This window comes from Pseudomonas sp. NPDC089407 (assembly GCF_044900445.1).
GTDB lineage: Bacteria > Pseudomonadota > Gammaproteobacteria > Pseudomonadales > Pseudomonadaceae > Aquipseudomonas.
In genome coordinates, this window is record NZ_JBJDNB010000022.1 from 51,058 (window position 1) to 67,837 (window position 16,780).

The following is a 16,780-nucleotide window of genomic DNA, read 5'->3' on the forward strand; positions in this document are numbered from 1 at the left end:
CCTGCCTCTTTATGCACGGGCAACAAAGGAGAAGCTGTATGCAAGTCAATATCAGTGGACAGCATGTAGAAGTCACCCAGCCACTGCGCGATTACGTGCTTGAAAAGCTCGCCCGCGTGGAGAGTCACTTCGACAAGATCACCAACGTGCAGGTCATCATGAAGGTCGAGAAGCTGCAACAGAAGGTCGAGGCGACCCTGCAGATTCCCGGCGGCGAAGTGGTAGCCAACGCCGAACACGAAGACATGTATGCAGCGATCGACGCCTTGGCCGACAAGCTCGACCGCCAACTGAAAAAACACAAGGAAAAACAGCAAAGCCTGCTGCAAGGTGCAGCTGCCCGCTGATCCCCCTCATCCATGATCCGACTTGAAACCATCCTGACCCCCGGCCGTTCCCTCGTGAACGTGCCGGGCGGCAGCAAGAAGCGCGCCCTTGAAAAGGTCGCCACCGTCATCGCCGAACAAGTGCCGGAACTGGAGATGCAAGACGTCTTCGAAAAACTGGTCGCCCGGGAAAAACTCGGGTCGACCGGTTTTGGCAATGGCATCGCCATTCCGCACTGCCGGCTTGAAGGCTGCTCCGCTCCAGTCAGCGCCCTGCTGCACCTGGAAGCCCCCATCGATTACGATGCCATCGATGGCGCGCCGGTGGACCTGCTGTTCGTCCTGCTGGTACCTGAAGCCGCCACCGATGCCCACCTGGAACTGCTGCGCCAGATTGCCAGCATGCTCGATCGCAAGGACGTCCGTGATCGCCTGCGTGCGGCCACCAGCAACGAGGCCCTGTTCCAGGTAGTCCTGGACGTACAGAACGAGCACTGAACATGCACCTGATCATCGTTAGCGGCCGGTCCGGCTCCGGCAAGAGCACCGCCCTCGATGTCCTGGAAGACAATGGTTTCTATTGCATTGACAACCTGCCCGCCGGGCTGCTGCCGCAGCTCGCGGAAAATGCACTGATCAACACCGAGCTGCTGCAACCCAAGGTGGCCGTGTCGATCGACGCACGCAACCTGCCCAGCCACCTGTCGCGCTTCCCCGAGCTGCTTTCAGAGGCCCGCGCCCGCCATATCAAGTGCGACGTGCTGTACCTGGATGCCGATGAAGACACCCTGCTCAAGCGCTTTTCGGAAACCCGCCGCCGCCACCCCCTGACCAATGCCGACCGGTCGCTGGCAGAGGCCATTCGTGTGGAAAGCGAGCTGCTGGGGCCGATCGCCGACCTGGCAGACCTGAAAATCGACACCACCAGCCTGAACCTTTACCAGCTGCGTGATTCGATCAAGTTGCGCCTGCTCAACAAGCCCGAGCCTGGCACGGCGTTTCTGGTCGAGTCGTTCGGTTTCAAGCGCGGGATGCCGGTCGATGCCGACCTGGTGTTCGATGTGCGCTGCCTGCCCAACCCGTACTGGAAGCCCGAACTGCGTGAACACTCCGGCCTGGAACAGCCGGTGATCGACTACCTGGCCGCGCAGCCGGATGTCGAAGACATGTTCAACGACATTTCCAGCTACCTGCTCAAGTGGCTACCCCGCTTCGCCGCCAGCAACCGCGCCTACGTCACCATTGCCATTGGCTGCACCGGTGGCCACCACCGCTCGGTGTACATCACCGAACGCCTCGGCCAGTTGCTGCAACAATCCCTGAAAAACGTCCAGGTTCGCCACCGCGACCTCTAGCCCAAGGATCCGCCCCACCATGCCCGCCCGCGAAATCACCATCATCAACAAGCTGGGCCTGCATGCCCGGGCGGCAGCCAAGTTCGTCGGCGTAGCCGGCCGCTTCCCCTGCCAGGTGCGGGTCGGCCGCGCGCCGGACAAATTGGTGGATGGCAAGAGCATCATGGCGGTGATGATGCTGGCAGCGGGCAAAGGCACCCAGGTGCACCTGCATACCGAAGGTGAACAGGACACCGATGCCATGGATGCGCTGGTCGAACTGATCAACAACTTCTTCGACGAAGGCGAATAAATCCCTGCACGGTCCATGTAGGAGCGGCCTTGTGTCGCGATAGGGCTGCAAAGCAGCCCCAGGATTTCAGCATTAAACCACCCATTGCTGGGGCCGCTTTGCGGCCCTTTCGCGACACAAGGCCGCTCCTACAGGGAGCGCGTGAACCTGATGACGAATCAGGACATCGCCGTATCCATCACCATCATCAGGCAAAAGCCGATACACAGCCCCAGGCTGGCCAGGCGGTGATGGCCGTTGCTGCGCGATTCGGGGATGATTTCCTGGGTGACCACCAGCAGCATCGCCCCCGCCGCACAGGCCAGGCCCAGCGGCAGCAAGAGCTCGGCAACATTCACCAGCCAGGCACAAATGACCGCAGCCACCGGCTCGACCAGGCCTGAAGCCGCGCCGATCAGGAAGGCCTTGAAGCGCGGCATGCCCGCCCCCGCCAGCACCAGTGCAATCACCAGCCCCTCGGGAACATCCTGCAAGGCGATACCCATGGCCAGGCTGTCGGCGTCGGCCATGCCACCACCGGCCGACACGCCGATGGCCATGCCTTCGGGGATGTTGTGGGCAATGATGGCAATCACGAACAGCCAGATGCGCGCGGCAATCACCGGCTGGTTCTCGCTGCCGACCAGTGCTTCTGGCGAGGCGCCGGAGACCTTGAGGTCGACCAGGAACAGGCACAGTGCACCGAACATCAGGCCGAAACTGATCAGGCCACCCGCGCCCCATGGGCTGAAGCCGATGGACTGGGCTGCATCCAGCCCCGGGATGATCAGGGAAAATGCGGTCGCCGCCAGCATCACCCCGGCGCCGAAGCCCAGCAGGGTATCAGCCAACGCCACCGGCATGTTGCGAATCACCAGTACCGGTACTGCGCCCAGCGCCGTGCCCAGTGCGCATAAAGCGCCGCCCTCCAGGGCGCGCAGCATGCGCGGTTCCAGGTCCAGCCAGGCGAGGCCACGGGCCGCCAGTAACGCGGTGCCAGCCAGCAACAGCAAAGTCCCAAGCGCCAGACGGAACAGGCGCACACTGCTGACAGACATCACCTCTGAGCGCATACCGGTCCGACTCACTTCAGGGCTTCGAGGTAACGGCGTTCCACTTCCGCCCAGTCAATGACGTTGTAGAAGGCACCAATGTATTCCGGACGGCGGTTCTGATACTTCAGGTAGTAGGCATGCTCCCACACGTCCAGGCCGAGGATCGGCGTGTTGCCATGCATCAGCGGGCTGTCCTGGTTACCGCTGCTCTCCACCACCAGGGTTTTCTGCGGGGTCACGCTGAGCCAGGCCCAACCGCTGCCGAAGCGCGTCAGTGCAGCCTTGGTGAAGGCGTCCTTGAACGCCTCGAAACCGCCCAATTGCGCAGTCACAGCTTGTGCCAGCTGGCCGACAGGCTCACCGCCACCCTGCGGCGACATCACGGTCCAGAACAGGCTGTGGTTGGCGTGCCCGCCGCCGTGGTTGGTCACTGCGCCACGCAGGTTTTCCGGCAGCTGTTTGACGGCGCCGACCAATTTTTCCACCGGCCACTCGGCCCATTCGGTGCCTTCGACGGCAGCATTGAGGCCGTTGACGTAGGTCTGGTGGTGCTTGGTGTGGTGAATTTCCATGGTCTGGGCGTCGATGTGCGGCTCCAGCGCGTCATAAGCGTAAGGCAATGCAGGCAAGGTATGGGGCATGTCAGTGAATTCCGTAGGCTTGGGTTCTAGGTGCCACGTCCGGCTGGGCAGCGAGTTCGCTGGCCCCGGCACTGTGGCGATTGAGCAGGCGTTCGGTACGCGGGTACTGGCCGTACTCGGCGATGAAACTGAGCAGTTCGGTGTAGGTGCGCCCACTGTGGCGCAAGGCGGCGTCACGCAGCGCCTGCGGCAAGCGCGCCTCCTGGCTGGCCTGCAGCAGCCGCTGATGCGCGGCGCAAAGGTAATCGGCGCTTTCCTGCGGCTGGTTCAGGCGCAGGTGCAGGTCGGCCAGGTTGTGGTGGGCGATGACGAATGCAGCCACCGCTTCGTCGACGTCATGCCAGCGCTCGAACAACACCTGGGCCAGCGCCAGGGCTTGCAGGTAGTGTTCCCGGGCATCGACCAGCTCGCCCTGTTCGAACAGGCGGTTGGCGGTTTCCGTGGTGCGTTTCCAGTGCTGCATGGTTGCCTCCTATGCGGTGACGCAGGGTCAGATACCGCCGGCGGTAAGTTTTTCCGGGTCCAGCAGGGCTTCCAACTGGTCACGCGACAGGTCGGTGTGTTCCAACGCCACATCGATGACCGGACGGCCCTGCTTGTAGGCGGTCTTGGCGATTTCGGCGGCCTTCAGGTAGCCAATGATCGGGTTCAGTGCCGTGACCAGGATCGGGTTGCGCGCCAGGGCTTCCTTGAGCTTGCCCTCGTTGACCTTGAAGCTGGCGATGGCCTTGTCAGCCAGCAGGCGGCTGACGTTGGCCATCAGTACGATGCTTTCCAGCAGGTTGCGGGCGATCACCGGCAACATCACGTTCAGCTCGAAGTTGCCGGACTGGCCCGCAATGGCGATGGTGGCGTCGTTGCCGATTACCTGGGCGGCGACCATGGCAGTAGCCTCCGGGATCACCGGGTTGACCTTGCCGGGCATGATCGAGGAGCCTGGCTGCAGCCCTTGCAGCTCGATTTCACCCAGGCCAGCCAGCGGGCCGGAGTTCATCCAGCGCAAGTCGTTGGCGATTTTCATCAGCGCCACGGCGGTGGTCTTGAGCTGGCCAGACAGGGCCACGGCAGTGTCCTGCGAACCGATCAGGGCGAACAGGTTCTGCCCTGGCGTGAACTCGACCTGGGTCAGGCCGCTGAGCTGGCGGGCGAAACCGGCAGCAAACTGTGGGTGGGCATTGATGCCGGTACCCACGGCGGTACCACCCTGGGCCAGCGCCTGCAGGCTCGGCAATGTGGCTTCGATATGGGCCTTGGCACCGTTGATCTGCGCTGCCCAGCCATCCAGCACCTGGCTCATGCGCACCGGCATGGCATCCATCAGGTGGGTACGGCCGGTCTTCACGTACTGATGCACCTGCGCCGATTTGGTCTCGATTACCTGTACCAGGTGGCTCAACGCGGGCAGCAGTTGCTCGTGCAAGGCCAACGCGGCACTGACGTGAATGGTGGTCGGGATAATGTCGTTGCTGCTCTGACCACAGTTGACGTGGTCATTGGCGTTGACCGCCTCGCCCAGTACACGGCTGGCCAGGGTGGCGATCACCTCGTTGGCGTTCATGTTCGAGCTGGTGCCGGAGCCGGTCTGGAACACATCCACCGGGAAGTGCTGGATGAAATCCTCGGCCAGCAGTTGCTCGACGGCCTTGACGATGGCCTGGCCCTGCGCGGCAGACAGCTGCTCCAGCTCGACGTTGGCCTTGGCCGCAGCGGCCTTGGCCAGCAGCAAGGCGCGAATGAACTGGGCCGGCATGCGCTGGCCGCTGATCGGGAAGTTGTCGACCGCGCGCTGGGTCTGGGCGCCGTACAGGGCCTGGGCCGGCACCTGCAGCTCACCCATGCTGTCACGCTCGATACGGGTATTACTCATCATCAAATCCTTGCATCAGTTCATCGGGGGAAATCGACGGCAGCAGGCGGCAATTGGCCAACTGCAGGGCGTAGGTCTGCCAGCGCTGGTTCTGTTCCTGGCGGTCGAGGTTGCGCAAGTCCAGCAGCGGGCGCCAAGCCTGGTCCAGGCACAGGCAGCGCCAATGCCAAGGCAGCATGCGGTCGCAGGCGGTATCCAGCAGCAGGCGGAAGGCGGTCAGTGCCACGGTCCATGGCGAGGTTTCGGTACAGCACACCAGGTAGCGGCCTTCGGCCAGGTAATGCTCGATCAGGCGCGGCTCGTCGGGTTCGAGCGCACAGCGGATGCGCCGGCTGAGCCAGCGCCAGTTTTCCAGGTAGGGCAGTTCGCGGAGGACGGGTTTCATGAACATCATCGCCGGGTTACTGGATAATGATATTCATTATTAAGTGATAAACAGAATCACTTCAAGGGAAAGGTGATGAATAAAAAACCCGGCGTGGGGGCCGGGTCTCAAGATGCAATGAAAAATTTGGAGTGCCTGTACCGGCCTCTTCGCGGGTAAACCCGCTCCCACAGGGACCCGCATAGGGTCTGATGCCTGTGCAGTACCTGTGGGAGCGGGTTCACCCGCGAAGAGGCCGGTGCAGGCTAACGATCAGCTACCCGCCACCGTCATCCGCTCGATCAGCACCGACCCTGTATGGATATTGCTGCGGGTTTCAAGATCGCTGCCAATCGCTACAATCTGCTGGAACATGTCTTTCATATTGCCGGCAATGGTCACTTCCTGCACCGCGTGCTGGATCTCGCCATTCTCGACCCAGAACCCTGCCGCGCCACGGGAGTAATCCCCGGTTACCATGTTCAGGCCGTGCCCCATCAGCTCGGTCACCAGCAGCCCGCGGCCCATGCGGCGGATCAGTGCAGCCTGGTCTTCAACACCATGGCTGACGAACAGGTTGTGCACACCGCCCGAGTTGGCCGTGCTCGGCAAGCCCAGCTTGCGCCCGGAATACGTCCCCAGCAGGTACGACACCAGCTCGCCTTTGTCGACGAACGGTTTGGCGTAGGTGGCCAGGCCATCACCGTCGAACGCGGCGCTGCCCAGCGCGCGCGGAATGTGCGGGCGCTCGTCGAGGGTCAGCCAGGAAGGGAACAGGCGCTGGCCAATCGTGCCCTCAAGGAACGACGACTTGCGGTACAGGTTGCCACCGGAGATGGCCGACAGGAAGCTGCCGAACAGGCCGCCGGCCAGCTCGGCCGAGAACAGCACCGGCACCTCGCACGTCGGCACCGGGCGCGCGCCCAGGCGGCTGGCGGCACGCTGGGCAGCCCGCACGCCAATGCTGCGCGGGTCGGCCAGCAGGTTGCCCTGGCGGTTCACGTCATACCAGTAATCACGCTGCATCTGCCCGTCACCTTCGGCGATCATCACGCAGCTCAGGCTGTGCCGGGTCGAGGCGTAGCCACCGATGAAACCGTGGCTGTTGCCATACACGCGGCAGCCTTGGTGGGTGTTGAGGGTAGTGCCGTCAGCGTTGAGGATGCGCGGGTCGGCGTCGAACGCCGCCGCCTCGCAGGCCAAGGCCATCTCGATGGCCTTTTCGGGCTCGATGTCCCAGTCGTGGTACAGGTCCAGGTCCGGGATCTCACGGGCCATCAGCGCCGCGTCGGCCAGGCCGGAGCATTCGTCTTCCGACGTATGCTTGGCAATCGCCAGCGCAGCGGCGACGGTTTCGCGGATCGCTTCCGGGCCACTGGCCGAGGTGCTGGCCGAGCCTTTGCGCTGGCCAACGTAGAGGGTGATGCCAAAGCCCTGGTCGCGGTTGAACTCGACCGTTTCGACCTCGCGCTGGCGTACCGTGGTGGACAGGCCCTGCTCCAGCGACACTGCCACTTCGCAGGCACTGGCCCCCTGGCGGCGCGCCTCGGCGATAATTGCCTCGACCTGCTCCTGCAATGCTGGCAGGTCTTTTGGACCTACGCTCTGGACTGCACTCATGGTTCTCTCCACTAAAATTCTGCGTACGGCTTAGGGTCATTCTACGACCGGGCCGGACAAGCGGCCCCCGGCTGGTTATCATGGCGGCGATTTCTATGCTTTGTACGAAAAGTGCCTGCGCGACGATCATCCTGCGTTGAAAACAGGCTCGGAATGCTCATTTACAATCTGTAAACTCCGCTTCCTCGCCTGTTTTCGCCTTGCCTGATCGCCGCTCGGCGACTTTTCATAAAAACCCAAGCGGACTGCCACCATGGTTGATTCAAACGACGCCTACGACGGCGAAAAAAGCAAAACCCAGATCAAGCGCGAACTGCATGAGCTGGTTGAACTCGGCGAGCGCCTTACCACGCTCAAAGCCGATACCTTGGCCCGCCTGCCGTTGACCGACGAGCTGCGCAAGGCCCTGGCCGAGGCCAGCAAGCACACCGCTCACGGTGCCCGCAAACGGCACATGTCGTTTGTCGGCAAGCTGATGCGCGTACAGGACCTGGATGCCATCCACGCCTTGCTCGAGCAGATGGACAGCTCGACCCGCCAGTACAACGAACGTTTCCACGGCCTGGAACGTTGGCGCGACCGGCTCATCGACGGTAATGACGAAGACCTTGAGCGTTTCGTCAACGAATACCCCGACACCGACCGCCAGCAGCTGCGCTCGCTGATCCGACATGCCCAGCACGAAAAGGCGCGGAACAAACCGCCGGCCGCCGCGCGCAAGGTGTTCAAGTACATTCGCGACCTCGACGAGCTGCAGCGCGGCTTGCGCTGAGTTCTGCTAAGGGGGCCTGCTGTGGGAGCGGGCTTGTCCCGCGAAGCAGGCGATGCGGTGCCAGCTGGCACCGGCTTCGCCGGTGTTCGCGGGACAAGTCGGAACGCCGCACCGCCGCTCCCACACTGGTCCCCAAGGCCATCACGCGCCAGTACCGCCTACGGTAATCGCATCCAGCTTCAAGGTCGGCTGCCCGACCCCGACCGGCACCGACTGCCCGTCCTTGCCACACGTCCCTACCCCGCTGTCCAGCGCCAGGTCGTTACCGACCATCGATACCCGGCTCATCGCCTCCGGACCATTGCCGATCAGGGTCGCGCCCTTCACTGGCGCGGTAATCTTGCCGTCTTCGATCAGGTAGGCCTCACTGGTCGAGAACACGAACTTGCCGCTGGTGATATCCACCTGGCCACCGCCGAGGTTGGCGCAGTAGATGCCTTTTTTCACCGAACGGATGATTTCCTCCGGGTCGCTTTCACCGGCACGCATGTAGGTGTTGGTCATGCGTGGCATCGGCAGGTGCGCGTAGGATTCGCGGCGGCCGTTGCCGGTGACTGCCATGCCCATCAGGCGCGCGTTCAGCTTGTCCTGCATGTAGCCCTTGAGCACGCCGTTCTCGATCAGCGTGGTGCACTCGGTCGGGGTACCTTCGTCGTCCACGCTCAGCGAGCCACGGCGGCCTTCGAGGGTGCCATCGTCGACGATGGTGCACAGGCTCGATGCCACTTTTTCGCCAATGCGGCCACTGAACGCCGAACTGCCCTTGCGGTTGAAGTCACCTTCCAGGCCATGGCCGACGGCCTCGTGCAGCAGCACGCCCGACCAGCCCGAACCCAGTACCACGGGCAAGGTACCGGCCGGTGCCGGGACGGCTTCCAGGTTCACCAGTGCCTGGCGCAATGCTTCGCGGGCATAGCCCATGACCCGCTCTTCGGTGAAGAAGCGGTAGTCGGTACGCCCGCCACCGCCCTGCCCGCCGCGCTCGCGGCGGCCGTTCTGCTCGACGATGACGCTGACATTGAAGCGCACCAGCGGGCGCACATCGGCGGCCAGGCTGCCATCGGCGGCAGCAATCAGGATGCGCTCCCAGACGCCGGCCATGCTCACGCTGACCTGCTGGATACGTGGGTCGAGCGCACGGGTGGCCGCATCGACACGCTTGAGCAGTTCGACCTTTTCGGCACGGCTGAGCACATCGAGCGGGTTGTCCGCGGCGTACAGCGCGGTCACTTCCTGGCTGCGGAAGGCCTGCACCGTGCCGTTCTGTCCGGCACGGGAAATCGAACGGGCAGCGCGGGCTGCCGAAGTCAGCGCTTCGAGGTTGATCGCATTGCTGTAAGCGAAGCCGGTTTTTTCACCGGACTGGGCACGCACGCCGACGCCTTGGTCGAGGTTGAAACTGCCCTCTTTGACAATGCCGTCTTCAAGTGCCCAGGTTTCCGAGATCTGCCCCTGGAAATACAGGTCGGCAGCATCGATACCAGGGCCGGCCAACTCACCCAGCACGCTCTGCAGGCTGTCCAGGGTCAAGCCGCCTGGTGCCAGGAGCTGCTCACTGACGGTGGATAACATCTGGCTCATAGTCACTCCGAGGTGTGCGCAGGCCGCAACGCGCCCTGCGAGAAAAAGCGCCGGTGCGATACCACCGGCATGCGCGCCCGGATGGACGCCTGTTCATCAATGTCGCGCTCGGCGAGCAATACCGCTTCGCCTCGCGCCTGTTCTGCCACGATACGCCCCCAAGGGTCGACGATCGCCGCATGGCCATGGGTCTCCCGTGGGCCTGGGTGGGTGCCGCCCTGCGCCGCCGCCAGCAGGTAGCACTGGGTTTCGATGGCCCGGGCGCGCACCAGCACCTCCCAATGTGCCGCCCCGGTCACTGCAGTAAAGGCAGCCGGTGCGGTGATCAGTTCCGCGCCGGCTGCACGCAGTGCGCTGTAAAGCTCGGGGAAGCGCAGGTCGTAACACACGCTCAAGCCCAGCCGCCCGACCGGCGTATCCGCCACCACCACCTGCGCGCCATGGGCGTAGTCATCCGACTCACGGTAGCGACCGCGGTTGTCGGTAACGTCCACGTCGAACAGGTGCAGCTTGTCATAACGTGCCGCCACATCGCCGTGTTCGTCGATCAGCAGCGAACAGGCATGGGCCTTGGCGTCGGGCTGGCCGACCGGTGGCAAGGGCAAGGTACCGGCGACTATCCATAACTTGAGGTCGCGGGCGGTGCGTTTCAACCAGGGCAGGATCGGCCCTTCACCCAAGGCTTCGGCACGGCCGATCGCCGCAGCGTCCTTGCGGCCCATGGCGGCAAAGTTTTCCGGCAGTACCGCCAGCCTCGCGCCGCCCAAGGCAGCCTGATGCAACAGGGCACCGGCACGCTGCAGGTTGGCCAGCACATCGTCCTGGCTGACCATCTGGATAACCGCTGCCTTCATGGGCGCTCCTAACGGGATTTTTCGAAAGGTTTCACAAATGTGATTCTAGGCTCTTTCACCGGGCCTTCGACACGGTAATGCACGCTGGCAAAGCGCGACACGCGGTCACCGATGAGCCGGTCGACCAGGAACAGCGCCCCGCCTACCGCCGGCGCACCGACAATCAGCGCCGCCAACGGCAGGTTGTTGGTGACCGGCAGGCTGACCTGCAAGTTGGCATCGACCCGGTCATGGACCAGGTCCAGGGTGCCATCCAGCTCGAAGTTGCTCGACGGGCCGGTTACGCTGATCGGCTCACGGGTCACGTAGACCCCGCTGCTCGCCACCAGCAAGCCTTTGACCCGGTCATAGGCCAGGCCCTTGTCGAACAGGTCGGAAAAGTCCAGGCGCAGGCGCCGGCCAATCGAGTTGAAGTTGAGCAGGCCAAATACCCGCAACGCCTGGGCACCGCCCTCGACCTCGACAAACTGGCCAGTGCGCAGCGCCGCGTTCATGCTGCCCGAGAAGCGCGTCAGGCTCACCGCAGCCGGCGAACCCGGCCAGCGCCCGTCCACGTCCAGGCGGAAGTCACGGCTGGTCACGGTCGGAGCAAAACCCCAGGCCTTGAGCACGTCGCCCAGGTTCTTGCCGTCCAGGCGCCCCTTGTACCAGCTGCTGGTGTTGCCCACTTCGCCTTCCCAGCCTCCGCCACCGTCAATGCGTAGGCCTTTGAAGTCGAGGTCGATATCGCTGGCGGTAACACCCCGTGCGGTAGGCCGCAGCTTGATCGAGGCACTGCCGAACAGGTCGTCACCGCGGTACAGCTTGTCGATGCTCAGGTCCAGTGCCGGAACCTTGCGTGGGTCGAAGGAGGCCAGTGGGTCCGGGCCATCCTCAGCCCGTTCTTCGGCCTGTTTTTCGGCCGGGCTGGGCGCCGGCAGGCGCAGGGTCTGCATGCGTACGACCATTGGCGCGCCCTTGGCATCCGGCACCCGGGCATTGCCGATGACTTCCTTGCTGTCGAGGCGCAGGTCCCAGGCCGGGCCGCCTCGGGCCAACCGAACCACAGCCTGGTTCAGGTCCATGCCAAAGGCTTTCAACTGGCCGATGCTCAGGTCGACGCTCTGCAGGTTCTGCCGGGCACTTCCGCCTGGGTCGTTACCGCCCAGGCGTTCCGCCTGTTCTTGCCACGGGGCCAGGTCCAGCGTGTCCAGCCGCCCACGTACCCGCAGGCCCTGACCGGCTGGCACCTGGGCGTCCCCGGTACCCAGCAGCAATTCGCCACGCCCCTGCAGCAACTTGTCGGCCGGGGCCGCGTAGGCAAAGCGGGCCAGGTCGCTGAAACCCGCATCGAAACGCCGCTCCTGCCCCTGCAGGCTCATGCTGAAACGGCTGTCGCGGGTTTCTGCGGCAGCCTTGCCGAACGGCGCAGGCAGGTCGATGGCCAAGCCCTTGAGGCTGGAAGTGACGCTCAGGCGGTTGTCCCGGCTACCCAGGCTCAGCTGCAACTGGTACGGCAGGTCACCGGAAGCCGGCAGGGCCTGGCTGAACTGCAGCCACTCGGTCAACGCCTTGAGTGATACCTGGCCATTGGCGTCGATGCGGGTCTGCATTTGCCCAGCCTGGCCTTCAGCAGTGATTTGCGCCGTAACCGGTTTGCCAAAGGCCTGCAGGCTGATGGCTTTGCCGCTCAGGCCCTTGTCGAAGTCGAAGCTGAAATCACCCTTCAGGCGGCTCAACTCAAGGCTTGGCGGGGCGACCTTCAAACGCGCATCGCGGGTGGCGAAGTCCACCTGCACTTTCGGTCGCTGCCCATGTTCCAGCGGGATATCGAGCTTGACCTTGCCCTTCAGCGGCCCCTCGCCCTCCCAGCCGGCGAAGATCTCACCCGTGCCGATTGGCGCCTCCTTGAGAATCTTCAGGCCATCACCCAGGCTGCCGTCGAAGTTGCCATCAAGGAACAGGTGGCTGTGCTGGCCCTCGTCGACATGCGGGATATCGACCTTCACATCGCTGACCTTGGTGTCCAGCAGCACGCCGCGCTGGGCCTTGATGCGCACGCCACTGTCTTCGATGAACACATCGCCATCCACATGCTGTACCTGCGGCCAGCCAGGCTGGAAGTCCAGCGCTGCGTCATGCACCTTGAAGAACAGGCTGATGCTGCGCGCCTCTGGCGCAGCGCCATGGTTCAGCGAGCCCTGGTACTGGAAGTAGCCTTGGTCCACCGCGCCTTTGACGATGGCACTGCGCAGCCACTCGTCGAGCGCCGGGCTGAGTACTTCGGGCAAGTACTTGGCGGTGTAGCGACCATCGCCGTCGGTCAGGCCGACGCGCAGGTCCATGTAGTCTTCGCGGCCTTCCTCGAACAACAGGCGGATCAGGAAGTCACCGGCGATCTTGCCCTCTTCGCCCAGCACCTTGAGGTAGGGCGCGACCAAGGTGAAGCCCTCCTTGTCCAGTGCCCAGGTCAGCCGTGCATTGGCCTTCTGGTAATGCCAGGGTTTGGCGAAGATCGGGTACAGGTGCAGCATGAACGCATCGGTATCCAGGCGCAGCTCGCCGTGGCCCAGGTCGCCACTGATGCTGCCACTGACGTTACCGGCTGCCGGGGCACTGTGATAGGCATCGAAACCGACCTTTTCCAGGTTGGCTTCAAACTGCAGGCGCTGGTCACCTTCCGCCTTGGGCCGGGCCTCCAGCCGCACATTGCGCAGTGCACCCGTCACCTTGAGGCCATCGACCACGGCCATGACGTTGTCCGGCAACGGCGCCAAGGCGTCGATCAACGGGGTCAGCGGCGTCAGGTGGAGCCGATCTGCCTGCACCTTCCAGCTTTCCTCGGCGTCGCTCTGGCCAGGACGTTGCTGCAGCTGCAGGTGCGATTCCCAACGGGACTTGCCGATGTCCATGGCCAGGGAGTCGACAACAACATCGAAACCTTGCTCCCGACGCTGGAACCAGGCGCCCAGGGCCAGGTTGTTCAGGGTGGCCGCCTTGCGCCCACTGTAGGCGCCCTTCAGTTCAGGCGCATTGAGCCGGACCACGGCCTGCTGCAACTGCCCCTTGCCCCAGTCGACCCAGAATTCACCGCCGGCGCGCAAGGCTTCGGCGTGCCATTGCCCCAGCAAAGCGGGCGGTAACCAGTGCGACCAATCACTTTGCGGCAGGCTCAGGTAGGCCTCGACCTGGCCATCACGCCAGGCCTTGGCTGATACGCGGCTGCGCAGGTTCAGCGCCAAGGGCTGGCCATCGGGCAGGGTTGCCCGCAAGTCCAAAGCCTGGCGCGAGGCACCGGCCTGCAGGCCGGCACTCACATAAGTCAGGGTCAGCGGGTCGCGCTGCCAGGGGTGCAGGGTAACCTGGCTGTCGAACACATCGACCCGGCCCAGCTGGCGCAAGCGCTGCAGCAGGTCGGCAGGGTCCAGCGGCGTGTCGTCTTTCTTCGGCAGCCCTTCAAGGTTCCAGGCGCCCTGCTCGTTCTGACGCAGGATCAGTTGCAGGCCGCCCAGCTGAATGCGCGCCAGGCGCACTTCACGAGCGGTAAGGCTGGCCCAGACATCGGGCACCACCATGACCTCGTCCAGGCGCAGCGCCGTGGCACCCTCGCCCAATTGCAGGTCGCGCACTCGCAGCACCGGCGCCAGCCCGCTCCAGTGGCCTTCCAGCGCACCAACATGCACGGGCAAGCCCAGCGCCTGCTCGGCCTTGCTCTCTACGTCGGCACGGTACTCGGCGACCAGCGGCACCAGTTCGCGGCCAAGGCTGACATACAGCGCCACCAATACCGCCAACAGGGCACATATGCCCAACCCCCAGCGGGTCAAGGCGACAAGAACGCGGGTCAGACGTCCCATGGCCGTGGCCCTCCAAGTCGTTTATCCATGATGGCCCGTCGCGCAGGTTTTGCCAGCGCGACGATGCAGCCGCGGGTTTCAGAAGGCCTCAGAGCAGCACCACGTCGTATTGTTCCTGCGAATACATCGACTCGACCTGGAAGCGAATGGTTCGACCGATGAAGGCCTCCAGTTCTGCGACGTTGCCCGATTCTTCATCCAGCAGGCGGTCGACTACCTTCTGGTTGGCCAGCACACGATAACCTTCGGCCTGGTAGGCACGTGCCTCACGCAGGATTTCGCGGAAAATTTCGTAGCAGATGGTCTCGGGGGTTTTCAGCTTGCCGCGGCCCTGGCAGGCAAGACACGGTTCGCACAGCACCTGTTCCAGGCTCTCCCGCGTGCGCTTGCGGGTCATCTGCACCAGGCCCAGCTCGGTAATGCCGATGATGTTGGTCTTGGCGTGATCGCGCTCCAGCTGTTTTTCCAGGGTGCGCAGCACCTGGCGCTGGTGCTCTTCATCTTCCATGTCGATGAAGTCGATGATGATGATGCCGCCGATATTGCGCAGGCGCAGTTGCCGGGCGATGGCGGTGGCGGCCTCGAGGTTGGTCTTGAAGATGGTCTCTTCGAGGTTGCGGTGGCCGACGAAAGCCCCGGTGTTGACGTCGATGGTGGTCATCGCTTCGGCCGGGTCGACCACCAGGTAGCCGCCGGACTTCAACGGTACCTTGCGCTCCAGGGCACGCTGGATCTCGTCCTCGACGCCGTACAGGTCGAAGATCGGGCGTTCGCCAGGGTAATGTTCGAGGCGGTCGGCGATTTCCGGCATCAGTTCGCCGACGAACTGCGTGGTCTTCTGGAAGGTTTCCCGCGAGTCGATGCGGATCTTCTCGATCTTGGGGTTGACCAGGTCGCGCAGGGTACGCAGGGCCAGGCCCAGGTCTTCATAAATGACCATGGGTGCACCGCAGGTCTTGATCTGGGTGCCGATCTGCTCCCACAGGCGACGCAGGTAGCGGATGTCCTGAAGGATTTCCTCGGCACGCGCGCCCTCGGCCGCGGTACGCAGGATGAACCCGCCGGCATCCTTGATGTTTTCGCTCTCCATGCAGTTGCTGACCACCTGCTTGAGGCGCTCGCGCTCGGCTTCATCCTCGATCTTCAGCGAAATGCCGACATGGCTGCTGCGCGGCATGTACACCAGGTAGCGCGACGGGATCGACAGCTGGGTGGTCAGGCGCGCGCCCTTGCTGCCGATCGGGTCCTTGGTCACTTGCACCACCAGGGCTTGGCCCTCGTGCACCAGTGCCGTGATGTTCTCCACGGCCGAACCTTCGCGCTGGGAGATTTCCGAGGCATGGATGAACGCTGCGCGCTCCAGGCCAATGTCGACGAAGGCCGCCTGCATGCCTGGCAGCACACGCACCACCTTGCCCTTGTAGATATTGCCGACGATGCCACGGCGCTGGGTGCGCTCGACATGCACTTCCTGCAGTACCCCGTTTTCCACCACCGCCACGCGTGATTCCATTGGCGTGATGTTGATCAGGATCTCTTCACTCATGGCAGGCTCTCGTCAAAAGGTTTTTTCTAATGATGGATGGCGTAAGCAATGCTGGCTACTGCGGGTTTGTTACCTCAGGCGTATGCGCGAGCGACTGCCAGCAGGCGATGCCGAACTGGCCAAGCAAATCGGCCGTTTCACTGAGCGGTAAGCCGACCACTGCCGAGTAACTGCCGACAAGGCCGGTGACGAACACCGCTCCCAGGCCCTGGATGGCATAGCTGCCGGCCTTGTCGGCAGGCTCGCCGCTGGCCCAGTAGCGTTGCGCTTCGTCAGCGCTGATCGCGCGGAAACTTACCTTGCTGGTGACACACAGGCTGAGCACGCGCTGGCCATCGTCAAGGGCGACCGCCGTCAGTACCTGGTGCTCACGGCCTGACAGGTCAGCCAGCATGGCCAGGGCATCTTCGCGGTTTTCCGGCTTGCCGAGAATACGACCATCGAGCACCACCGCAGTGTCTGCGCCAAGCACTACAGCAGAGCCAGCGAGGCTGGCCAGACCGGCGGCCGCTTTGGCCCGCGCCAAGCGCTCGACGTAGGCCGGGGCGCTTTCGCCGGGGAGTGGAGTTTCATCGATGGGGGCGCTGACGACGCTGAACGGCACGCCGATCTGGGTCAGCAGTTCACGACGGCGGGGCGAGCCGGAGGCCAGGTATAGCGGGTTCATGCAGACATCTCCCTGTCAGTGGCGT

General features: G+C 63.7%; 16 protein-coding genes. 5 read left to right on the forward strand and 11 right to left on the reverse strand.

The genetic code is table 11. The features are described from left to right. Positions 1-38 precede the first annotated feature (38 nt). From hpf to ACI2KG_RS17725, 4 genes are read left to right on the forward strand one after another with little or no spacing between them, the layout of a single operon-like run. Entirely contained in the window at positions 39-347 is a 309-nt protein-coding gene (hpf, locus tag ACI2KG_RS17710) for a ribosome hibernation-promoting factor, HPF/YfiA family (RefSeq protein WP_003255135.1), read from the forward strand. Between the two features lie 12 nt (positions 348-359). Then, positions 360-824, forward strand: coding sequence for a PTS IIA-like nitrogen regulatory protein PtsN (ptsN, locus tag ACI2KG_RS17715; RefSeq protein ID WP_201198746.1), 465 nt, complete (start codon positions 360-362; stop codon positions 822-824). A gap of 2 nt (positions 825-826) precedes the next feature. Further along, the gene (rapZ, locus tag ACI2KG_RS17720; RefSeq protein ID WP_404662764.1) at positions 827-1,681 is read left to right on the forward strand and encodes an RNase adapter RapZ; all 855 of its coding nucleotides are present in this window, start codon (positions 827-829) and stop codon (positions 1,679-1,681) included. 19 nt (positions 1,682-1,700) lie between these two features. Beyond that, positions 1,701-1,973, forward strand: coding sequence for an HPr family phosphocarrier protein (locus ACI2KG_RS17725; protein WP_056795941.1), 273 nt, complete (start codon positions 1,701-1,703; stop codon positions 1,971-1,973). A 158-nt stretch (positions 1,974-2,131) separates the two neighbouring features. Here the strand turns inward: ACI2KG_RS17725 and ACI2KG_RS17730 are convergent, their stop codons facing one another. From ACI2KG_RS17730 to pmbA, 6 genes are all read right to left on the reverse strand, one after another. Beyond that, positions 2,132-3,025, reverse strand: a complete 894-nt coding sequence (locus ACI2KG_RS17730; protein ID WP_404662795.1) for a ZIP family metal transporter — start codon at positions 3,023-3,025, stop codon at positions 2,132-2,134. An 11-nt stretch (positions 3,026-3,036) separates the two neighbouring features. After that, positions 3,037-3,648, reverse strand: a complete 612-nt coding sequence (locus ACI2KG_RS17735; RefSeq protein WP_400615362.1) for a superoxide dismutase — start codon at positions 3,646-3,648, stop codon at positions 3,037-3,039. Position 3,649: 1 nt separating this feature from the next. Beyond that, positions 3,650-4,111 (reverse strand): hypothetical protein, encoded by a 462-nt coding sequence (locus ACI2KG_RS17740; RefSeq protein WP_404662765.1) that lies wholly within the window; start codon positions 4,109-4,111, stop codon positions 3,650-3,652. 27 nt (positions 4,112-4,138) lie between these two features. Continuing rightward, complete coding sequence (locus ACI2KG_RS17745; RefSeq protein WP_404662766.1) at positions 4,139-5,515, reverse strand: class II fumarate hydratase; 1,377 nt, start codon at positions 5,513-5,515, stop codon at positions 4,139-4,141. Continuing rightward, the gene (locus ACI2KG_RS17750) at positions 5,508-5,909 is read right to left on the reverse strand and encodes a FagA protein (protein WP_400615355.1); all 402 of its coding nucleotides are present in this window, start codon (positions 5,907-5,909) and stop codon (positions 5,508-5,510) included. Before ACI2KG_RS17750 ends, ACI2KG_RS17745 begins: the two co-directional genes overlap by 8 nt. Positions 5,910-6,152: 243 nt before the next feature. Further along, positions 6,153-7,499, reverse strand: a complete 1,347-nt coding sequence (gene pmbA, locus ACI2KG_RS17755) for a metalloprotease PmbA (protein WP_404662767.1) — start codon at positions 7,497-7,499, stop codon at positions 6,153-6,155. A gap of 253 nt (positions 7,500-7,752) precedes the next feature. On the opposite strand from pmbA, the gene yjgA reads away from it, so the two are divergent. Next, complete coding sequence (gene yjgA, locus ACI2KG_RS17760) at positions 7,753-8,271, forward strand: ribosome biogenesis factor YjgA (protein ID WP_027595596.1); 519 nt, start codon at positions 7,753-7,755, stop codon at positions 8,269-8,271. Positions 8,272-8,412: 141 nt separating this feature from the next. On the opposite strand, the gene tldD is transcribed toward yjgA, so the two are convergent. The 5 genes from tldD to ACI2KG_RS17785 form a co-directional block, all read right to left on the reverse strand. Next, positions 8,413-9,852 (reverse strand): metalloprotease TldD, encoded by a 1,440-nt coding sequence (tldD, locus tag ACI2KG_RS17765; protein WP_400615349.1) that lies wholly within the window; start codon positions 9,850-9,852, stop codon positions 8,413-8,415. A gap of 2 nt (positions 9,853-9,854) precedes the next feature. Continuing rightward, the gene (locus ACI2KG_RS17770) at positions 9,855-10,706 is read right to left on the reverse strand and encodes a carbon-nitrogen hydrolase family protein (RefSeq protein WP_404662768.1); all 852 of its coding nucleotides are present in this window, start codon (positions 10,704-10,706) and stop codon (positions 9,855-9,857) included. 8 nt (positions 10,707-10,714) lie between these two features. Next, positions 10,715-14,542, reverse strand: coding sequence for a YhdP family protein (locus ACI2KG_RS17775; protein WP_404662769.1), 3,828 nt, complete (start codon positions 14,540-14,542; stop codon positions 10,715-10,717). Between the two features lie 88 nt (positions 14,543-14,630). Further along, on the reverse strand, positions 14,631-16,088 hold the full coding sequence (gene rng / locus ACI2KG_RS17780; protein WP_404662770.1) for a ribonuclease G: 1,458 nt from the start codon (positions 16,086-16,088) through the stop codon (positions 14,631-14,633). A gap of 55 nt (positions 16,089-16,143) precedes the next feature. Continuing rightward, the gene (locus ACI2KG_RS17785) at positions 16,144-16,755 is read right to left on the reverse strand and encodes a Maf family protein (RefSeq protein ID WP_404662771.1); all 612 of its coding nucleotides are present in this window, start codon (positions 16,753-16,755) and stop codon (positions 16,144-16,146) included. Between the last annotated feature and the right edge of the window lie 25 nt (positions 16,756-16,780).

What these genes read in the sequence shown, in the direction of transcription:
- ACI2KG_RS17740 (WP_404662765.1), bottom strand. Translation starts at nt 4,111, where the DNA reads ATGCAGCACTGGAAACGCACCACGGAAACCGCCAACCGCCTGTTCGAA.
- ACI2KG_RS17745 (WP_404662766.1), bottom strand. Translation starts at nt 5,515, where the DNA reads ATGAGTAATACCCGTATCGAGCGTGACAGCATGGGTGAGCTGCAGGTG.
- ptsN (WP_201198746.1), top strand. Translation starts at nt 360, where the DNA reads ATGATCCGACTTGAAACCATCCTGACCCCCGGCCGTTCCCTCGTGAAC.
- rng (WP_404662770.1), bottom strand. Translation starts at nt 16,088, where the DNA reads ATGAGTGAAGAGATCCTGATCAACATCACGCCAATGGAATCACGCGTG.
- ACI2KG_RS17785 (WP_404662771.1), bottom strand. Translation starts at nt 16,755, where the DNA reads ATGAACCCGCTATACCTGGCCTCCGGCTCGCCCCGCCGTCGTGAACTG.
- yjgA (WP_027595596.1), top strand. Translation starts at nt 7,753, where the DNA reads ATGGTTGATTCAAACGACGCCTACGACGGCGAAAAAAGCAAAACCCAG.
- ACI2KG_RS17775 (WP_404662769.1), bottom strand. Translation starts at nt 14,542, where the DNA reads ATGGGACGTCTGACCCGCGTTCTTGTCGCCTTGACCCGCTGGGGGTTG.
- ACI2KG_RS17770 (WP_404662768.1), bottom strand. Translation starts at nt 10,706, where the DNA reads ATGAAGGCAGCGGTTATCCAGATGGTCAGCCAGGACGATGTGCTGGCC.
- ACI2KG_RS17725 (WP_056795941.1), top strand. Translation starts at nt 1,701, where the DNA reads ATGCCCGCCCGCGAAATCACCATCATCAACAAGCTGGGCCTGCATGCC.
- tldD (WP_400615349.1), bottom strand. Translation starts at nt 9,852, where the DNA reads ATGAGCCAGATGTTATCCACCGTCAGTGAGCAGCTCCTGGCACCAGGC.
- ACI2KG_RS17750 (WP_400615355.1), bottom strand. Translation starts at nt 5,909, where the DNA reads ATGATGTTCATGAAACCCGTCCTCCGCGAACTGCCCTACCTGGAAAAC.
- ACI2KG_RS17735 (WP_400615362.1), bottom strand. Translation starts at nt 3,648, where the DNA reads ATGCCCCATACCTTGCCTGCATTGCCTTACGCTTATGACGCGCTGGAG.
- pmbA (WP_404662767.1), bottom strand. Translation starts at nt 7,499, where the DNA reads ATGAGTGCAGTCCAGAGCGTAGGTCCAAAAGACCTGCCAGCATTGCAG.
- ACI2KG_RS17730 (WP_404662795.1), bottom strand. Translation starts at nt 3,025, where the DNA reads ATGCGCTCAGAGGTGATGTCTGTCAGCAGTGTGCGCCTGTTCCGTCTG.
- hpf (WP_003255135.1), top strand. Translation starts at nt 39, where the DNA reads ATGCAAGTCAATATCAGTGGACAGCATGTAGAAGTCACCCAGCCACTG.
- rapZ (WP_404662764.1), top strand. Translation starts at nt 827, where the DNA reads ATGCACCTGATCATCGTTAGCGGCCGGTCCGGCTCCGGCAAGAGCACC.